The following is a 17,205-nucleotide window of genomic DNA, read 5'->3' on the forward strand; positions in this document are numbered from 1 at the left end:
TTGCCGACGTGCTGGGTTCCCGAGCGTCACTTACGTGACGTCCGGTACTTGACCTTCCTACCGACCCTGCCGGCCGGATCGGCGATGGGCTGTGGCGGTTCTCCTTCGGAGCGGTGACCTCGGAATCCTGTGACGGACTGCTCGGTTCTTGCCCCCAACGCATCCCTTTCCGTCCTGAACGGACAGTCTGAGATACGTCGTCCAGTGTGTCCCCGCGTTCCAACGGGACCTGAACATACGCCGGGAGGAGTTATAAGTCAATCTAAATGAATTTGTCACTAAGTACCAAGGAATATCGCTACGGCGACGTGAAACGAGGGCGGGTGGGTACGAGACGACCGAGAGAGGCCGACGACGCCGGCGTTCAGTCCTCGTCCAGCACGAGGTTCCGGAGGATGTCACCGTAGGCCGGACGGGTGACGAGGACGCCGATGAGGACGCCGACGATGGTGATGATGGCGAACCCGGAGAGGTCCCCTAGCGAGAGCACCATCAACGGACTCATGGCGACGATGGTCGTCGCCGCGGCGGCGCCGATGACCCAGAACGCCTTGCGGAAGCGACTCTGGAACACCCGGCCGGTCTCGACTTTCCCCTGCTGGAGTATCTCGTCGGCGATGATGATGAGGTCGTCCACCCCCGTCCCGATGACGGCGATGAACCCCGCAAGGTGCGAGAGGTTCAGCGGGTACTGGACCAGCGCGACGAATCCGAGGAGGATGAACACCTCCGAGAGCGCCGTCACGATCATCGGGAGGGCCACCTCCGGTCGACCGTAGCGGATGTAGACGACCAGACTGACGGCGACGACGGCGAGCAATCCAGTGACGACGGAGTTCTGCTGGAACTGCTCGGCCAGTGCCGGCGACAGCGAGAGTTGGTCCGAGTCCTCGAAGTTCAGCGGCGCCGGTAGTCGGCCGGCCTTCAGGTTCAGTTCGATTTCGCGGGCCATCTCCATGTCGTCGGCCGGGAGGACGAACACCGGATCGTCTTTGAACGTGTTCTGCTGGAACGACTCCGCGAGTCCGGGTGCGACACCGCGGGCGTAGAACGGTTCGTCGTTGAGCGTCGCGACGAGACAGCGCCCCTCGGTCTGCTGGATGTCGCTGTGGTTGTAGTTGCCGCAGTTGCGCGCCTGTCCGAACCCGGCGTCGACCATGTCCCGACTGAACCGCTCTGCGGTGCTCCGCTCGACGGTGACTCTGGCGACCGGACCGTATGCCTGCGTGTTGTCCGACGCCACGCCGGCGAACTCGTTCTGTGAGAGTACCTGCTCACGGACGTAGGTTCCGTTGTCCGCGGGGTAGACGGCGTACATTCGGACGACACCGCGTTCTTCGAGGATGTCGACGAGCGCCTCTGGTTCGCGGTCCGGCGCGGTGATGCTGATGAAGCTTCGTGAACTACCGGGCCCACTGACCTCCTGTACCCGGCCGCCGCTGAGTGCGGAGGTCCGAATCTTGTCGGTGACGCTCTCGACCATCTCCTCGCGGGTGGCCTGTGTCACGCCCGGCCGTATCCTCGAGGGCTGGTACCCCTCGGACTCGATGGCGGCCCGGAGTTCATCGTCGGTGACGTTTCGCGTGAACACTTCGACGGTGCCGTTCTCCCCTCGCTGTCCCGGCCGCACTTCGACGTCGATGGGGTCGACACCGAGTTCGTTCGAGACGTTCTGTGCGAGCCCGGTCGTCTGGTTCGGCGCCACGTCGATACCCTCTGCCGTCGTGCCGACGATGGGGGCACGGATACGCGTTCCGCCGGAGAGTTGGATACCGTACTGGAGGTTGCTCACCTTCGAGGCGTTGCCGGCCCCCTCCTCGGGCGTCGTCCCCGGCACGCCGCCGGGGACGAACAGCGCGACGGCACTGCCAAGCAGGAGGACGACGAGCAGGGCGATGCGCCAGTTCTCGCGGAGGGCGCTCATCGGTTGACCCCCTCGTACTTGTACCAGCGAAGCAGCGTGACGTTGAGCATGTAGGTGTTCATCAGGTCGGCGGTCAGCCCCAACACGAGGACGATACCGATGGAGGCCATCAACTCGATACCGAACAGCGTCGCGGTGACGGCCATGACGGCCATCGCGGCGATGGAGGTCAGCGTCATCGTCACACCGGTCCGCATCGCCCGGTAGGTGGACTCGTAGAACCCGCCCGACCGGCGGAGGACGTGGTTGTTCAGCAGGATGTCCGAGTCAACGGAGTACCCGATAAGCATCAGGAGTGCGGCGACGGTGCCCAGCGAGAGTTTGATGCCCACCAGATTCATGATGGCGACGGGGATGACGATGTCCGAGAACGCCGAGACGACGATGGCGATGCTCGGCACGAAAGTCCGGAAGAGGGCAAAGGCGAGCAGACTCATCCCGAGGAAGGCGACGCCGACGCCGACGACGGCAAGCCGCTGGTTCTCGGCGCCAAACAGCGGCGAGGTGGTGCCGCTCCGGAGCCGCTCCATCTCCTCGGTGTTGTCGACCGTCTGGCGGATAGCGTTGATGTTCGATGAGTCGAACGTGACGATGTACTGGTTGTTCTGTCCCTGAACGCCCTGCACCGAGACGACCGGCTCGTCGAACGACTCGCGTATCTCCTGCTGTGAGAGCGTCGTCTCGACCGTGACCTCCGACCCGCCCTTGAAGTCGACGCCGAGCGTGACCGGCGACCCGGTCATAGCCCACCAGCCCGTGAGGACGATGAGCGCCACCAACAGTACAGCCAGTGGAACCGCCACCAGTTGGCGGTTGGAGTACTGGGTGTAATCGACTTCCGGGACCTCGAACTCGACCATGGCCGTGGGTGTGGCACGACTCCGAATAAGCCTTCCCAATCTAAGAGCCGGCGGAGCGCCGTTCGCGGCCCGCCGGGGCGCGCACCCGGACCGGGAGCCACGAGGGGTAACGAGCCGAGTCCGGAGTCGGGTCCCGGCGAAGCCGCGACGGCCGATTCAGGCCTCAGTCGGGCAGATAGCGGACGCTGACGACGCCCGCGGCGGTCCTGACCTCGACCCGGTCGACGCCGAGGCGGGCGGCCCGAGAGACGGTCGCCTCGTCCTCGACGACCTCCGTGGCCGCGTCCTCGGTGTCCTCCTCGGGCACGGTCAGGACGTGAATCTCGCCCTCGCCGGCCCGCTCGCGGGTCGTCAGGTCGCCGACCGGCTGGTCGGCGGCGATGTCTGTGGCCTGTGCCGTCGGTTCGAAGTCGACGTGTTCGACGGGGATGGTGCGCTCGGCGTGGAGTTCGACGACGGTGTAGGTCACCTCCATGGGCGGTTCCGGTTCGACGGTGGCGTCGACGACGCTGCCGGCGTCCAGTCCCGGGTTCTCCGACAGCGTCAGTACCTGCGAGTCCGCGACGTCGCGCAGCGTCGCCGACTCGCCGTCGGCGTGTGTGACGAGGAAGGTGCCCTCTTTCGTACTCATGGGCGAGGATAGGCTATCGGCGTTCTTCCGGGTTTCGACCCGGGCTCACCGCAGTAGTCTGTGGACGACGTACATCACGCCGACCGCGACAAGCGGCGGCGCCAGCCCCGCTATCTGCGGGAGGCCATACAGCGCCGCGACGAGGGCGCTCCCGGTCGGTTCCTGTAACTGGGGTGGAACCGAAATCACCAGACCGACGTACAGCGACGCGACGAACAGCAGCGCCGACAGCGCCAGCCCCCGGTCGTAGGTCACCGACGACGCCGAGCGCCGGTGCCGGCGGGCGACGAGCAACACCGGTGCCAGCAAGGGCGCGACGACGAGCAAGCCGACGAACAGGAAGAACGACCGGGAGAAGGTGAACGTCCCGCCGCGGACGGTGCTGGTCTGGGCCAGTATCGAGATGAGGCCGAAGACGAACACGAGGGCGATGGCCACCGTCAGGAGGAGCGCCAGCAGGACGTAGCCCTTGAACAGCCACGACTCGCTCGTGCGGACGGCGTAGACGAACGCGCCGGGAAGCCCGTCGTACGACCCCTGAGTCCCCTCGACGTGGTCGGCGGGCGTCGCGTCTGTCATCGGCTGTCCTTGGGGGACCGAGGGGTTAAACGCCCCGCTCGACGGCGACTCCCCGGGACATATGTACGAGGCCGGCGACCGGTCGCGTATGCACGTAGACATCGGCGCTGCGCTCGGGTCCGTCGCCGACCCCGGCGTGGACGAGGACGCGCTGGACGCGCTCGACGAGCGGGTCGCCGCGGCCCACGAGACCATCGCCGACGGCCGCGCGGCCGACGAGTTCGGCTACGCCGCGCTGAACCTCCCCGACCGCACCGACCCACAGCAGATTCGGGACGCCGTCGAACCCGTCGCCGACGCCGAGTACGTCGTCACCGTCGGCATCGGTGGCTCGGCGCTGGGCGCAAAGACGATCACCGCGGCGCTGGCAGCGGACCCCGACCGCCACGTCGTCCTCGACAACGTCGACCCCGAACACGTCGAGCGAACGCTCGCGGACCTGCCGCTCGACGACACGGCCGTCAGCGTCGTCTCGAAGTCCGGTACCACCGCGGAGACGCTGGCGAACTTCCTCGTCGTCCGCGAGGCCTACGAGGACCGCGGTGTCGACTGGACCGAGCGGACCGTCGCCACGACGGGCGAGTCCGGACCGCTCCGGGAACTCGCCGACGAGGAGGACTTACCGACGCTCCCCCTGCCCGACGGCGTGCCCGGTCGCTTCGCCGCGCTGTCGACGGTCGGACTGGTGCCGGCCGCCATCATGGACCTCGACATCGAGAGCCTGCTGTCGGGGGCCGGTGACGTGGCCGACGACCTCGGGCCGTCGCTGTACGACACCCCGGCGTACGCCTACGGCGCCGTCGCCTACGCGCTCGAAGAGCGGGGCGCGAGCGTCAACGCCGTCATGCCCTACGCCGAACGGCTGGAGTACTTCGCCGAGTGGTTCGCCCAACTGTGGGCCGAGAGCCTCGGGAAGGACGGCCGCGGCCAGACGCCGGCACGAGCGCTGGGCGCGACCGACCAGCACTCCCAACTCCAACTGTATCGGGCCGGCCCGCGCGACAAGATGGTCACCGTCGTCCGCCCGCGCGAACGGGCCGACGTTCCCGTCCCGGACCCGGGCCACGAGTCACTGGAGTATCTGGCCGGCGCTGACCTCGGCGAACTGCTCGACGCCGAGTACGACGCCACGGTCGCCAGCCTCTCGGCGGCGGGACGGCCGGCCGTCGAACTCGAACTCGACCGACTCGACGCCGCCAGTCTGGGCGAACTGCTCTATGCCATGGAGGCCGCCTGCGTTCTCGTGGGCGAACTTGCCGACGTGGAGACGTTCACCCAGCCGGCCGTCGAGTGGGGTAAGCGGGCCGCTCGCGGTCTGCTGGCCGGCGAGGACACCGAGGAGACGCGGACGGTGGCCGACCGGCCGAGCTACGTCATCGAGTAGCGAGACGCGCAGTCGGTGTGTAGTTTCGAAGAACGAAGCCCTCACCACTATTTTGTCTCGTCGGGGAGACAACACAGTATGGTCATTTCGGACGAACCCGTCTGGGGCGACGCCCTCGACGACGTCGTACAGGAGTGCGAAGACGCCGTCGTGTACGCGGACATGGCACAGGAGACGGTCCTCCACGAGGGGGCGGTGCGAGTGCTCGCCAACGGTTGGGTAAAGCTCCCGACCGGCCGCTTACTCTCGCCGAGCGCCGTCCACCACATCGACGACCGGACGGGCTAGCGGGGTCGGTTGGCTCCGCGTCACGCACCCAATCGGTGGGGTCTTGTGGACCCGACGACTACCCCACGGCAACGCTCGCTATGGCACTCACTCCCCCGTACGTCTCCGTGGCCGACGGCCGCACAGTCGTCCTGAACGGCGTCCGAGCGCTGGCCGTCGTCGCGGCGGCGTTCCTCCTCGCGGGGCTTCTGGGACAGGTCGGAGCGGCGCTGTTCGGCGTCTCGCTCCCGTTAGACGCCGCTGGGACGCCCGCGTCCCTGTACGCGGCGGTCAACGCCGTGTCGTTCGTCGGGTTCGTCGTGGCGGCGCTGGGCTTCGTCGGCCTGCGGAACGAACAGTCGCTCCTGCACGTCCGGTCGCCGACGCTCAGCGACGCCGGGTGGGTCCTCGTCGGCGTCGCCGGCATCTTCCTCGGCGCGATAGTGATGGGCGTCGTCGTGGACGTGCTCAGTACCGTCGTCGAGACGGTGTTCGGAACCAGCGTCGAGTCCGGCCAGAACAGCGTCATCGAAGCGGGCCGGGAGAACCCGCCGCTGTTCCTCTACATGGTCCCGGTCGCGCTCTTGCTGGTCGGGCCGGGCGAGGAACTCGTCTTCCGCGGCGTCGTGCAGGGCCTCTTTCGCCGGTCGTTCGGGGTCGTTCCGGGTATCGTCCTCGCCAGTCTGCTGTTTGGCCTCGGCCACGCCTTCGCCATCAGTTCCGGAAGCGCGTGGACGTACGTCCTCACCGCGGGTGCGCTGGGAGTAGTCCTCGGCACGGTCTACGAGTACACGGAGTCCATCGTCGTCCCGGCGCTGGCCCACGGTCTCTGGAACGCGGGGCTGTTCGTCCTGAACTACTATCTCGCGACGACCGGGACGTCGCTGCCGGTGTAGGGTAGGACCTTCCTACCGGCCGTGTGACGGGTGTCTGACGGGTATTTATGCGCTCAGCCCGTAGAGGTAGTGGCATGTCATCCCGGTTCACGGTCGTGTGCGACGACGGCCAAGCCCGGGCGATTCAGGTGCTGGCCCGCCGCTACGGCATCACCGAGGAGGAAGTCCTCAAGCAACTCATCGACCTCGGACTGGAAGACGTCGAAGAGTCGACGGTCTGAGCGACGACGACTCAAGCGGGGTTCTTCCGGGAGAGCGAACTCCCGCAGATGGGACAGCGGTCGTGGTTCTCGTCGAACTCTCTCCCACAGCCAGCACACTGGAACAGCCAGTCCCGCTGTTCGGAGATGCCGTCGCGAGCGATGACGTCGACGGCGACGTCCAGTTTCTCGGCGACGTTCTGCATCGCGTAGTCGTCGGTTACCAGTCTGGCGTCGAGTTCGAAGGCGGCGGCGACGAGGCGGACGTCTGTCTCCGAGAGTTCCGCGAGGTCGCCCGTCTCACGGGCCGCGCGTTCGATGCGCTCTACGGTGTCCTGTTCGGGGATGTGGAGGTGCATGCCCGACCCTTCCAGCGCGTCGAAGCGAAAGGCCGCCTCCCCCTCTAGCTCCTCTTTGACGAGCGGAATCGTCGCTATCTGCTCGTCTGTGTGGTACTCGTTGATAAACGCCGACGAATCGAGAACGTACATCTACCGTTTGACGATCATGTGGTCTTTGACTGCCTTCACGCGGTCGACCGGGACCAGCAGGCGGCCCTGATCGCTGTACTCGAAGTCGGTGTTCCGGACCGACTCCGCGGGGTCGATGACGAGGTGTTTCAGCGACCCCGAGGAGAGGTCCATCGTGATGTTGTAGAGGCTTCCCAGTTCCGCCCCGTCACTACCCATGACGTCTTTCCCCGAGAGGTTCTCGGCGAGTATCTCGGCCATACGTCTCCTTCTGAGCGAAATGATATAAACGCCACGGGGGCGTCTGACGCGGGATAGCGTTTTATCGGCGGCGGCCGCAGTGGGGGACATGACCGAGAGTAGACGGCGGTTTCTCGCGGCGCTCGCCGCGGGCGTCACCGGGTCGCTCGCCGGGTGCGGTGGCGACGGCGGCGGCGAGACACCGCAGTCGACCGCGACGGACACGACGACGGCGACCGACACACCGACGGCGTCGCCGACGGCAACCGAGACGGCCACGCCCACACCGACCCAGACGGCGACGCCCACCGACACACCGACGGCAACCGAGACGCCGGTCGATGCGGCCCAGCGAGTCCTCGTCGGTCCCGGAGACTTCGTCTTCGACCCGGAGACGTTCGCCGTCCCGGTCGGGAGCACCGTCCTCTGGGAGTGGCGCAGTAGCAACCACAACGTCAAGCCGGCGACGACGCCGGACGGCAGCGACTGGACCGGGACGCCGGGAGACGCCGGCCAGACCTTCGAGAAAGGTCACACCTACACGTACACGTTCGAGACGGCGGGGGAGTACGAATACTACTGTGCGCCCCACCGCAGCGTCGGCATGACCGGATCCTTTACCGTCACCGAGTGAGCGCGTCTCACGGCCCGTGCGCCCGATGACGACGAACTTAACTACTGTCACCGACTCGTTCCGATAACTTCTGGGGCCATCTATGTCTGATCAGGACGCCACAACAGAGACGGACCACACCCTCCGGACACCCATCGTCGCAGTACTGGGCCACGTCGACCACGGGAAGACCAGCCTGCTGGACCGCATCCGCGGGTCCGCCGTGACCGCCGGGGAATCGGGCGCAATCACACAGCACATCGGTGCCACTGCGGTGCCACTCGACGTCATCTCGGAGATAGCCGGGGAACTCGTCGACCCGACGGACTTCGACCTGCCGGGCCTGCTGTTCATCGACACACCCGGACACCACTCCTTCTCGACGCTCCGCTCGCGCGGCGGGGCGCTCGCAGACATCGCCATCCTCGTCGTCGACGTCAACGACGGCTTCCAGCCGCAGACGCTGGAGGCCATCGACATCCTCAAGCGCACCCAAACCCCGTTCATCGTCGCCGCGAACAAGATAGACACCGTCCCGGGCTGGAACCCTAACGAGAACATGCCCGTGCAGGCGACGATGGACGCCCAGTCCGAGCGAGTGACCTCCGATCTGAACCAGAAACTGTACGAGATCATCGGCGAACTCTCGGACAACGGGTTCTCCGCCGACATGTACTGGCGCGTGCAGGACTTCCAGGCCAACATCGGCGTCGTCCCCGTCTCCGCGGAGACGGGCGAGGGCGTCCCGGACCTCCTGACGGTGATGATGGGCCTCTCCCAGCGCTACATGAAAGAGGAGATGGAGATAGACACCTCCGGCCCCGGCGTCGGCACCGTCCTCGAAGTCAAAGATACGCAGGGCTTCGGGACGACGCTGGACGCCATCATCTACGACGGCACCATCCGGGCAGACGACACCATCGTCGTCGGCGGCCTGCAAGGCCCCATCGTCACCGACGTTCGCGCGCTCTTGCGACCCCGCCCCCTCGAAGAGATTCGGACGGAGGCGCAGTTCGAACAGGTCGACGAAGTCACGGCCGCCGACGGCGTGAAGATAGCCGCCCCGGAGTTAGACGACGCCATGGCCGGCGCGCCGATTCGCGTCGTCCGGAACCGCGAGCGGAGCGAGGTCATCGCCGAAGTCGAGGAGGAACTCGCCGAGATAGAGGTAACGACACAGGAGGAAGGCGTCGTCGTCAAGGCCGACACGCTCGGGTCGCTGGAGGCGATTTCGAGTACGCTCGCCGAGGAGGAGATACCCATCATGCGCGCGGAAGTCGGCGCCGTCGCGCCGCGGGACATCCGGGTCGCCGAGACGGCCAACGAACCGACCCACCGGGCCATCCTCGCGTTCTCCGTCGACGTACTGGACGACGCCCGTGACCTCGCCGAACAGGAGGACGTCGAACTGTTCGAGGACGACGTCATCTACCAACTCGTCGAGCGCTACGACGACCACGTCACCGCCATCGAGGAAGCCCAGCAGGAACAGATTCTGGAGAACATCACGCGCCCTGCGAAGTTCCGCATCCTGCAGGACCACACCTTCCGGCAGTCCGACCCGGCCGTCGTCGGCGTCGAGATACTGTCCGGCGAACTCCGCCGGAACGTCAACGTCGTCAAGTGGGACGGCGGCGAGGCCAAACGGGTCGGCCACCTCAAGACCATACAGGACGAGGGCGAGGACGTCGATTCGGCCCGCACCGGCGAGCGCATGGCCGTCTCCATCGACGGCCCGACAGTCGGCCGGCAAATCGAGGAAGGCGACGACCTCTGGGTCGAGATTCCCGAGAAACACGCGAAGATTCTCGAACAGGAACTCGCCGAAGACATCTCCGTCGACGAACGCGAAGCGCTCTCGATGTACCTCGAAAAACACCGCAATCGGGACCCCTTCTGGGGGAAGTAGCGCGGAACCGAGCGCAGAGATTCCTCGAAAAGGCACAGCGGGGAACGCAGTGACCCGCGAGCGATAGCGAGACGCTGACCTGCGGGAAGTGCCTCCGAGCGATGCGGCGCCGCCGCAGCGACGACGCTAGTAATAATATTTAATTACCCTGCGTGTGTCCGGACAGACACGATGCTCGGTGCCGCCCCCACGCTGTCCACGGCCGACCTCGTCCTCGCGAGTATCGCACTCTCGATGCTTCTAGCAGCCGTCGGTGCCGTCCTCACGTCCCTCAGCGTCGTCGCCGCGCTCGCGGCCGGGTCGCTGCCGGCCAGCGGGTCCATCGGCTACGCGCTGTTTTACAACCCGCCCGGTTCGACGAAAGAGGCCTAGAAGGTCACTGCGCCGTCGGCGTCGTCTCCTCGCCCATCACTTGCTTGACCTGCAGGGCGGCGGAGGCGGCGATACCCTGTGCGAGGTCGTCGCGTTCTGCGTCGGTGATAGTCGCGCTCTCCGGGTCTTCTGGTGCGTAGTCGGCGCTGACGACCGACCCCACCGGTGGCTGGACGGCGATGGTCGCTCGTGGTCCCGTCTGGCCGTCGCTTATCTCGGACCCGACGACGTACTCGCCCGGCAGTAGTTCCCGCGTCCGGGCGGCGACGCCCGCGAGGTCCTCGCGAAGCGTCTGGCGTTGCTCCGGCGTGAGCGTCACTTTCTCCGTGTCGCCACCGAGCGGCGAATTCCCATACATGGACGTTCTGCTCCACTTAGGCGGTAGGGTACTAAAAACCCCGTGACTAGTCAGATACGGCCGATACCGCGGCGTTCAGACGACGGGGTGACTCTCGCCGTAGGTCGCCAGCACCACGGCGCTTGCGTACGTCTCCTCGGGGGCGACCGATTCGACGTGGACCGACTCCTCGACGAAGTCCCAGTCGCGGAGGTCACGCCCGGCGGCGAGGCCCTCTCGAATCTCGGTCCGGACGGCGTCGGGGTCAGTGCCGTCCACCTCGTAGAAGATTCCCGGGCCGCCCTCGCTGCGGGCCCACCCGACGCCGGCGGCGGCCCGTTCGCCCGGGGCCGCCGTCGCGGCCGACTGGACGACTTCCAGCGCCTCGCCCGGCGGCCCGAGGTCCGGTGCGGTCTCGACCACCTCGATGGCCGGTCCCTCGGGGATGACCGACGAGAGCGTCACGAGGTTGTAATTGTGGACGCCCGCCTCGGCCAGCGCCGCGTCGTACGACGACAGCGCGGTCGGCCCGGTGGCGGTCCCCCACACCACCCGAATCGTGCTCATGACTCTGCATCGACGACGCGCCGGGTAAGGCGTTTCGTTTCCAGCCACCGATACCACAGGATTGGTCGAACAGAGCGTCGACAGCCTCGTCTTGTACGCACCTTACTCCCGGTTGATTCGGTGTTCCACAGCGATAGCCCGAGGTTATTCCGGACAATACAGTGATAACAATGACCGGTCCAGTCGTGCCTCTCCGCCATGCGAGTGACCTATCTGGAATCGGCGGCGGTGTTGGTCGAGACCGGCGACGTGGACGTGCTCTGTGATCCGTGGCTCGTCGACGGCGCGTACTACGGGTCGTGGGCCCATTACCCGGAGCCAGATTTCGAACCGGAAGACTTCGACCACGTCGACTACATCTACGTCTCCCACGTCCACCCGGACCACTTCCACCCGGAGAGCCTCGAACGGATGGACACGGACATTCCGGTCCTCATCCACGACTACCGGTGGGACTACCTCAAGGAGGCCGTCGAGGACCTCGGGTTCGAGGCGGTGGAACTCCCGCACGACGAGCGGACCCACCTCGGCGGGGACACCCACATCAACGTCCTCGCGGCCGACGGCTGTGACCCCGAGCGCTGTGGGAACTTCTTCGGATGCACGTGGTACGACACCGAGGCCGACCAGACCGGGTCGACGCAGGTGGACTCGATGGCGGTCATCGACGACGGCGAGGAGACGCTCGTCAACACGAACGACTGCCCCTACCCCATCGCCGAACCCAGTTGCGAGAAGATCAAGGCCGACTACGGCGACGTCGACATGCTGTGTCACCAGTACAGCGCCGCGCAGTTCTACCCGCAGGCGGTGACGAACTACGACCACGAGGAGAAGATAGCCGAGCGTGACCGGGTCATCCAGGAGAAACACGAACTCGCACTGAACTTCATCGACCTGTTCGAACCGACCTACTACATGCCCTTCGCGGGCGAGTACGTCCTCGCGGGCGACCTCACACACCTGAACGAGTACACCGCCAACCCGCCACGGAAGGACGCGAAGGCCTTCTTCGAGGTCAACACCGCCGACGACCACGAGTGCGTCTTCCTCAACTCCGGAGAGTACATCGACGTGACGACGGGCGAACGGTCGGCCCCGTTCGAACCGGTGGACCCCGAGGAGAAACAGCGGTACATCGAAGAGGAACTGGCCCCCCGCGAATTCGACTACGAGGCAGACCCGATGCCCACTGTCGACGAGTTTCGGGCGTACGTTCCGCTGGCCTACGAGAACATGGAAGGGAAACGCGCCCGCATCGGCTACGAGACCGACACCACCGTCCTGATTCCGCTGGTCGACGGCGTCTGTCTGGAACTGTCGATGGACGGCAGCGGATTCGACTACACGCGGGACCTCGACACCGACGACTACGACGACGGGTGGGTCAAGATGGACGTCGACCCGCGACTGCTCATGCGCCTGTTCGAGGGCCCCCACAGCGCGTACTGGGCCGACGCGAAAATCGGGTCACACATCGGCATCAGCAAGGACCCGGACATCTACGAACGCGGCCTCTACAACACGCTCGGCGAGTTCCACGCCGACGGTGCCGACGTACAGGCGACGGCGAGTCACGACGCCACCGCCGAGTCAGATTAGCTATCCTCGAACCCACAATTCCTCGGGACACGACCACTGTCGACCACCAGAACGCACCCGTCCACGTCGGTTGAGCGATGGTTGCGGTTGTTGTCGAAGGCTGAGATGGCGGACGTACAGCGGTTTCTCAGGTGGCGACGAGTTTGTACAGATAGCCCGGTCGGTCGGCCTCGCCGTCGACCGCCCGTTCCGTGTAGTATATCGCGTCGTCGGTTACCAACGGCGCGCTCGTGACGTGGCCGCGGTTGTCGACGGCCCACGCCACGTCACCGCTCTCCCGTTCTAGCGCGTACAGCGTACCGGTGTAGGACCCGACGAGGACGTGGTCGGGGGTGGCGACTGCGCTCCCGATGACCCACCCGCCGGTGTCGAAGCGCCACCGCTCCTCGCCGCTGTCCAGCGCGATGGCGTAGAGGTTGTCGTCGTGACTGCCGACGTAGACGGTACCACTGTCGACGGCCGGCGCACACATCAGGTCGGCGTCGGCCTCGAACTCCCACTCGACGGCGCCGTCTTCCACGTCCAGCGCGGTGACGGTGCCGGCCCACGAGGGGACGATCGCCAGACCGTCGGCGACGGCGATGGGCGCTTTCACGTCGCCGCCGGTGTCGTGAGTCCACGCGCGTTCGAGGTCGGGGAACGACCACGCGTAGACGTGGCCGTCGTTCGACCCGAACAGCAGGCGGCCGCCCTCGCGGTCCAGCGCCACCGTCGAGTGGGGGTGGTTCGTTGGCCGGGAGTCGCGCCACTGCACGCTCCCGGTGGCGGCGTCGACGGCCGCGACGCTGCCGCTGGGGGCAGCGTGTTCGACGGCGACGTACAGCACGCCGTTGTAGTAGGTCGGACTCGCGCCGATGGCGTCGCCGAGGTCGGTCCGCCAGCGCCGCTTTCCGGTCGCCAAATCGAGCGCCGACAGCGCGCCGTCGTACGCTCCGACGTAGGCGGTCTCGTTGGCGATTGCGGCCGTGCCGTGGCTCCCGCGGCCGGCCTGCGTGATGGTCGTCGCCCACCGAACCTCACCGTCGGTCGAGACGGCCCGCACCCGGCCGGTGTCGTCGGCGACGACGAGGTCGCCGGTCGGCGCCAGCACCGGACTCCCCTTCGCTGCAGTGTGGTCGCCGTGGTTGGTAGGGAGTTCCCACGCTTTCTCGACGCTCGCCGGAATCGGTCGGTCGGTGTAGCCCTGATTCAGGAGCCCCCCTCGGAACTGCGTCGCCGCGAACTCGTCCAGCGACGTGGAGGCGAGCGGGTCGAACCCGGACTGACAGCCAGCCAGCGACCCGGCGACGGCGGTGCCGACGCCTGCGAGGAACGCCCGTCGTGTGTGGCCGCGCTCGTGCACGCGACCCGCTACCGGTCGGGGCGGCTTAAATCGCGCGGCGACCCGTCGCTCAAACCGCGGCTGACCCTCCAGAAAGCGTTTACTACGAGGGGACGACCCCGAGACTATGCGACGACGCGCCCTCCTCGCCTCGCTCGCGGCCGGCGTGACCGGACTGGCCGGGTGTTCGTTCGGTGACGGCGGCAGCGATGCGACACACACCCCGGTCGACCCGTCGGCGACCGACACGCCCGTTCACTCACAGCCACAGACGGACACCGAAGCGGACCGGCGGACCGGCGAGCCACCCCGCCCCGAGGAACCACCACACGTGGTCGATTTGGAGACCGGTCCCCGGACGTACGCGCTCTCGCCGTACATCGAAACCGAGGACCGCGCCCGGGTGGCGCTGTGGTTCGACCGTACCGCGACGGCCGAGCATCCGGCCCGGCTCCGGGGGTGGCTCAGGAACGGCAACGACTTCGAGAACACCTTCCGGATTCAGTGGCTGCCCGTCGTCGGCCGGGTCCACGCCCGACAACCGCGTGGCTACGACCACGAGGCCAGCCTCCACCTCGCGCCGACCGAGAACAACGAACTGGCGGCGACCGTGCCGCAGGTCGTCCGCGACGAGACGGGGTACTGGCGCGTCGAGGACGTCGGCCCGTGGATGACCGAGACCTACCGGATGGCCCCCGGTGAGTGGGTCCGACTGGAGTACGAGGTGGTCGGGTCACCGGAGATGTCCGGTCGACCGACCGGCACCTACGAGTTCGACGACGAGGCGACGCTGACCGTCTGGGACACGGCCAGTCCCGGTCCGGCGGCCGAGTCGCGCTTTGCCGGACGGTCGCTCCCCGATTTCTCCGGCGACGGCGGCGTGCAGTGGTACCACGAGGCCGACGCCGACACCGTCGCGTTCGTCCGACCCTCGACCGAGCGCGTCGAACTCGACGGCCTCGTCGAGTTCGAGGTGGTCAACCACAGCCACGAGCGACTCAAATGTGGTCACTGGAACCTGTACAAACTCGTCGACGGCGAGTGGTTCCACGTCGGGCCGTGGCTACACACTTCCGACTGCCGACACCTTCCCCCGGGCGGTCGGAAACAGTGGCTACTCCGGGCGTTCAACGGCGAGGCAGTCCCCACTGGACAGGACTGTCACGGCGGCCTCACGCGCGGGTATCTCGGCGGCGGCGAGTACGCCGTCGTCGCCGGCTACGGCCACCCCGAACCGGAGAGCGGCGCGCTGGTCGAACTCGTCGGCGAGCCAGCGACGGTGGTGCCCACGGCGGACGTGACCACCGAGCGCGACGGGTCGACGGTCACGGTCACGAGCGAGCGGTACGGCGACGACGAGCACCCGCCCGACGCGACGTTCACGCTCCAGTACGCCGAGACCGGCGGCGAGCGCGTCGTCGCCGAACAGGTGATGCGACCCAGCCAGTTCGGCGGCGACGGGCGCGGTCTCCGGAACGCCTTGCCGTTCCTCTCGGCCGACGTCAGCCGAGTGATCGTCCGCACCGACGACCACGTCGTCGACAGCGTGCTCGGTCACGACGAGCAAACGAGACGGTTCACCTTCCGCGGACGGGGCTACGTCGCCTCGCGTGGCGCTAGCGACGAGTGACGAAGCGGACGTGTGGTAGTCGCCTCGCGTCCCGGTGGCCGCGGGCCACCCGACGCAGTACGAAGTGGCTCAGGCGAAGGCGACCGGCTGGCTGCCCGTCTCCCCGTCCTGATCGATCTTTTCGAGTGCGTCGCGGAAGTCCCGCTGTTCGACCGTGGTCCGTTCGTCGCGGATGGCGAACATCCCGGCTTCGGTCGCCATCGAAGCCAGCTCCGCGCCGGAGAGGCCGTCCGTCTGGCGGGCCATCGCCCGCAGGTCGACGTCCTCGGAGAGGTTCATGTCCTCCGTGTGAATATCCAGGATGCGTTCGCGGCCCGCGACGTCGGGGTTGGGCACCTCGATGAGGCGGTCGAACCGGCCGGGGCGGAGGATGGCGCGGTCGAGCATGTCGAAGCGGTTGGTGGCGGCGATGATGCGGATTTCACCCCGGTCGTCGAAGCCGTCCATCTCCGAGAGCAGTTGCATCATCGTCCGCTGGACCTCGGCGTCGCCGCTCGTCTTCGATTCGGTCCGCTTGGCGGCGATGGCGTCTATCTCGTCGATGAAGATGATGGCCGGCTGGCGCTCGCTGGCCAGTTCGAACAGGTCACGGACGAGTCGCGCGCCCTCGCCGATGAACTTCCGGACGAGTTCGGACCCGGCCATCTTGATGAAGGTGGCGTCGGTCTCGTTGGCGACGGCTTTGGCCAGCATCGTCTTGCCCGTCCCGGGCGGGCCGTGGAGCAAGACGCCGCTGGGCGGTTCGATGCCTACGTCCCGGAACTGCTGGGCGTTGACGAGCGGTTCCTCGACGGCCTCGCGGACCTCCCGAATCTGCTCTTCGAGGCCGCCGATGTCGTCGTAGGACACGTCCGGCGACCCATCGACCTGCATGGCCTGCGCCCGAGCGTCGGTCTCGGGGTCGAGAATCTCCTTGACCGAGAAGGAGTCGTTGATGGCGACGCGGTCGCCGGCCTCGAGCGAGTCGCGGATAGAGGGAGAGACTTCGGTCAGAACCTCTTGGTTGTTGCCGTGCTGTTTGACGACGACGCCGTCGTCGGTGAGTTCCTCTGCGGTAGCGATGTACAGCGAAGAGGTCTTCAGCGTCTCGTTTTCCCGCTCTAGCTGGTCGACCTCGTCGGTGAGGTCCTCCCGACGGTCGCGGGCGCTGTTCAGTTGGTCGGTGAGTTGTTCGTTGACGCGGACGATGTCTTCGAAGTGGTCCCGGAGTGCCTCCAGACGCTCTTCGGGCGTCATGTCGGGGTCGAGGTCCAACCGTGGCCGCTCCGGAAGCGAGGGACTACGCGACATTTGGCTGGCCGGTACTACACGGTTGAGACACAAAGTGCCTTTGGGTGGTATACTGAGTGAAACGTATATATACGCTCCAGCGGTCGCCGACCCGCCGCCGCGTTCGGCGACGA

Annotated in this window: 19 protein-coding genes; 9 read left to right on the plus strand and 10 right to left on the minus strand. The window is 66.8% G+C overall.

All coding sequences use genetic code 11. The features are described 5' to 3' along the window. Positions 1-364: 364 nt before the first annotated feature. The 4 genes from G9465_RS00510 to G9465_RS00525 form a co-directional block, all read right to left on the minus strand. On the minus strand, positions 365-1,924 hold the full coding sequence (locus G9465_RS00510) for a preprotein translocase subunit SecD (RefSeq protein ID WP_166966511.1): 1,560 nt from the start codon (positions 1,922-1,924) through the stop codon (positions 365-367). After that, positions 1,921-2,784, minus strand: a complete 864-nt coding sequence (gene secF, locus G9465_RS00515; protein ID WP_166966513.1) for a protein translocase subunit SecF — start codon at positions 2,782-2,784, stop codon at positions 1,921-1,923. Before secF ends, G9465_RS00510 begins: the two co-directional genes overlap by 4 nt. A 163-nt stretch (positions 2,785-2,947) precedes the next feature. Beyond that, the gene (locus G9465_RS00520; RefSeq protein ID WP_166966515.1) at positions 2,948-3,415 is read right to left on the minus strand and encodes a DUF5812 family protein; all 468 of its coding nucleotides are present in this window, start codon (positions 3,413-3,415) and stop codon (positions 2,948-2,950) included. Between the two features lie 45 nt (positions 3,416-3,460). Further along, positions 3,461-3,994, minus strand: a complete 534-nt coding sequence (locus tag G9465_RS00525) for a hypothetical protein (protein WP_166966517.1) — start codon at positions 3,992-3,994, stop codon at positions 3,461-3,463. Between the two features lie 88 nt (positions 3,995-4,082). Between G9465_RS00525 and G9465_RS00530 the strand changes: the two genes are divergently transcribed. The 4 genes from G9465_RS00530 (at position 4,083) to G9465_RS00545 (ending at position 6,762) form a co-directional block, all read left to right on the plus strand. Further along, positions 4,083-5,378, plus strand: coding sequence for a glucose-6-phosphate isomerase (locus G9465_RS00530; RefSeq protein WP_166966519.1), 1,296 nt, complete (start codon positions 4,083-4,085; stop codon positions 5,376-5,378). A 78-nt stretch (positions 5,379-5,456) separates the two neighbouring features. Then, positions 5,457-5,666, plus strand: a complete 210-nt coding sequence (locus G9465_RS00535) for a hypothetical protein (protein WP_166966521.1) — start codon at positions 5,457-5,459, stop codon at positions 5,664-5,666. A gap of 80 nt (positions 5,667-5,746) precedes the next feature. Next, on the plus strand, positions 5,747-6,541 hold the full coding sequence (locus tag G9465_RS00540; RefSeq protein ID WP_166966523.1) for a CPBP family intramembrane glutamic endopeptidase: 795 nt from the start codon (positions 5,747-5,749) through the stop codon (positions 6,539-6,541). Between the two features lie 74 nt (positions 6,542-6,615). Beyond that, on the plus strand, positions 6,616-6,762 hold the full coding sequence (locus G9465_RS00545) for a CopG family transcriptional regulator (RefSeq protein WP_166966525.1): 147 nt from the start codon (positions 6,616-6,618) through the stop codon (positions 6,760-6,762). Between the two features lie 11 nt (positions 6,763-6,773). On the opposite strand, the gene G9465_RS00550 is transcribed toward G9465_RS00545, so the two are convergent. Continuing rightward, positions 6,774-7,232 (minus strand): NOB1 family endonuclease, encoded by a 459-nt coding sequence (locus G9465_RS00550; protein WP_166966528.1) that lies wholly within the window; start codon positions 7,230-7,232, stop codon positions 6,774-6,776. Further along, the gene (locus tag G9465_RS00555) at positions 7,233-7,472 is read right to left on the minus strand and encodes a PRC-barrel domain-containing protein (protein ID WP_166966530.1); all 240 of its coding nucleotides are present in this window, start codon (positions 7,470-7,472) and stop codon (positions 7,233-7,235) included. A gap of 88 nt (positions 7,473-7,560) precedes the next feature. Here G9465_RS00555 and G9465_RS00560 point away from each other — a divergent pair, with 88 nt between their 5' ends. The 3 genes from G9465_RS00560 to G9465_RS00570 all read left to right on the plus strand — a co-directional run bounded on the left by G9465_RS00560 (position 7,561) and on the right by G9465_RS00570 (position 10,345). Then, complete coding sequence (locus G9465_RS00560; RefSeq protein WP_166966532.1) at positions 7,561-8,085, plus strand: plastocyanin/azurin family copper-binding protein; 525 nt, start codon at positions 7,561-7,563, stop codon at positions 8,083-8,085. 82 nt (positions 8,086-8,167) lie between these two features. Continuing rightward, entirely contained in the window at positions 8,168-9,973 is a 1,806-nt protein-coding gene (gene infB / locus G9465_RS00565; RefSeq protein WP_166966534.1) for a translation initiation factor IF-2, read from the plus strand. 171 nt (positions 9,974-10,144) lie between these two features. Then, positions 10,145-10,345: a hypothetical protein gene (locus G9465_RS00570; RefSeq protein ID WP_166966536.1), complete on the plus strand. Its 201-nt coding sequence runs from the start codon at positions 10,145-10,147 to the stop codon at positions 10,343-10,345. Between the two features lie 4 nt (positions 10,346-10,349). Here the strand turns inward: G9465_RS00570 and G9465_RS00575 are convergent, their stop codons facing one another. Together G9465_RS00575 and G9465_RS00580 are read right to left on the minus strand one after the other, a co-directional pair. Further along, positions 10,350-10,703: a DUF5811 family protein gene (locus G9465_RS00575; RefSeq protein WP_166966538.1), complete on the minus strand. Its 354-nt coding sequence runs from the start codon at positions 10,701-10,703 to the stop codon at positions 10,350-10,352. Between the two features lie 75 nt (positions 10,704-10,778). Continuing rightward, a complete protein-coding gene (locus tag G9465_RS00580; protein WP_166966540.1) occupies positions 10,779-11,249 on the minus strand; it encodes a pyruvoyl-dependent arginine decarboxylase in 471 nt (156 codons plus the stop codon). Between the two features lie 198 nt (positions 11,250-11,447). Between G9465_RS00580 and G9465_RS00585 the strand changes: the two genes are divergently transcribed. Further along, positions 11,448-12,851 (plus strand): MBL fold metallo-hydrolase, encoded by a 1,404-nt coding sequence (locus G9465_RS00585; RefSeq protein ID WP_166966542.1) that lies wholly within the window; start codon positions 11,448-11,450, stop codon positions 12,849-12,851. Positions 12,852-12,978: 127 nt separating this feature from the next. Here G9465_RS00585 and G9465_RS00590 read toward each other — a convergent pair whose 3' ends face one another. Further along, the gene (locus G9465_RS00590; RefSeq protein ID WP_166966544.1) at positions 12,979-14,193 is read right to left on the minus strand and encodes a PQQ-binding-like beta-propeller repeat protein; all 1,215 of its coding nucleotides are present in this window, start codon (positions 14,191-14,193) and stop codon (positions 12,979-12,981) included. A gap of 106 nt (positions 14,194-14,299) precedes the next feature. Between G9465_RS00590 and G9465_RS00595 the strand changes: the two genes are divergently transcribed. Then, positions 14,300-15,802, plus strand: coding sequence for a hypothetical protein (locus tag G9465_RS00595; protein ID WP_166966546.1), 1,503 nt, complete (start codon positions 14,300-14,302; stop codon positions 15,800-15,802). Positions 15,803-15,871: 69 nt separating this feature from the next. Here G9465_RS00595 and G9465_RS00600 read toward each other — a convergent pair whose 3' ends face one another. Then, positions 15,872-17,092 carry a proteasome-activating nucleotidase gene (locus G9465_RS00600; RefSeq protein WP_166966548.1) on the minus strand — a complete coding sequence of 407 codons (1,221 nt, stop codon included), beginning with the start codon at positions 17,090-17,092 and terminating at the stop codon, positions 15,872-15,874. Positions 17,093-17,205: the final 113 nt, after the last annotated feature.

Source organism: Haloarcula sp. JP-L23, from assembly GCF_011602445.1.
Lineage (GTDB): Archaea > Halobacteriota > Halobacteria > Halobacteriales > Haloarculaceae > Haloarcula > Haloarcula pellucida.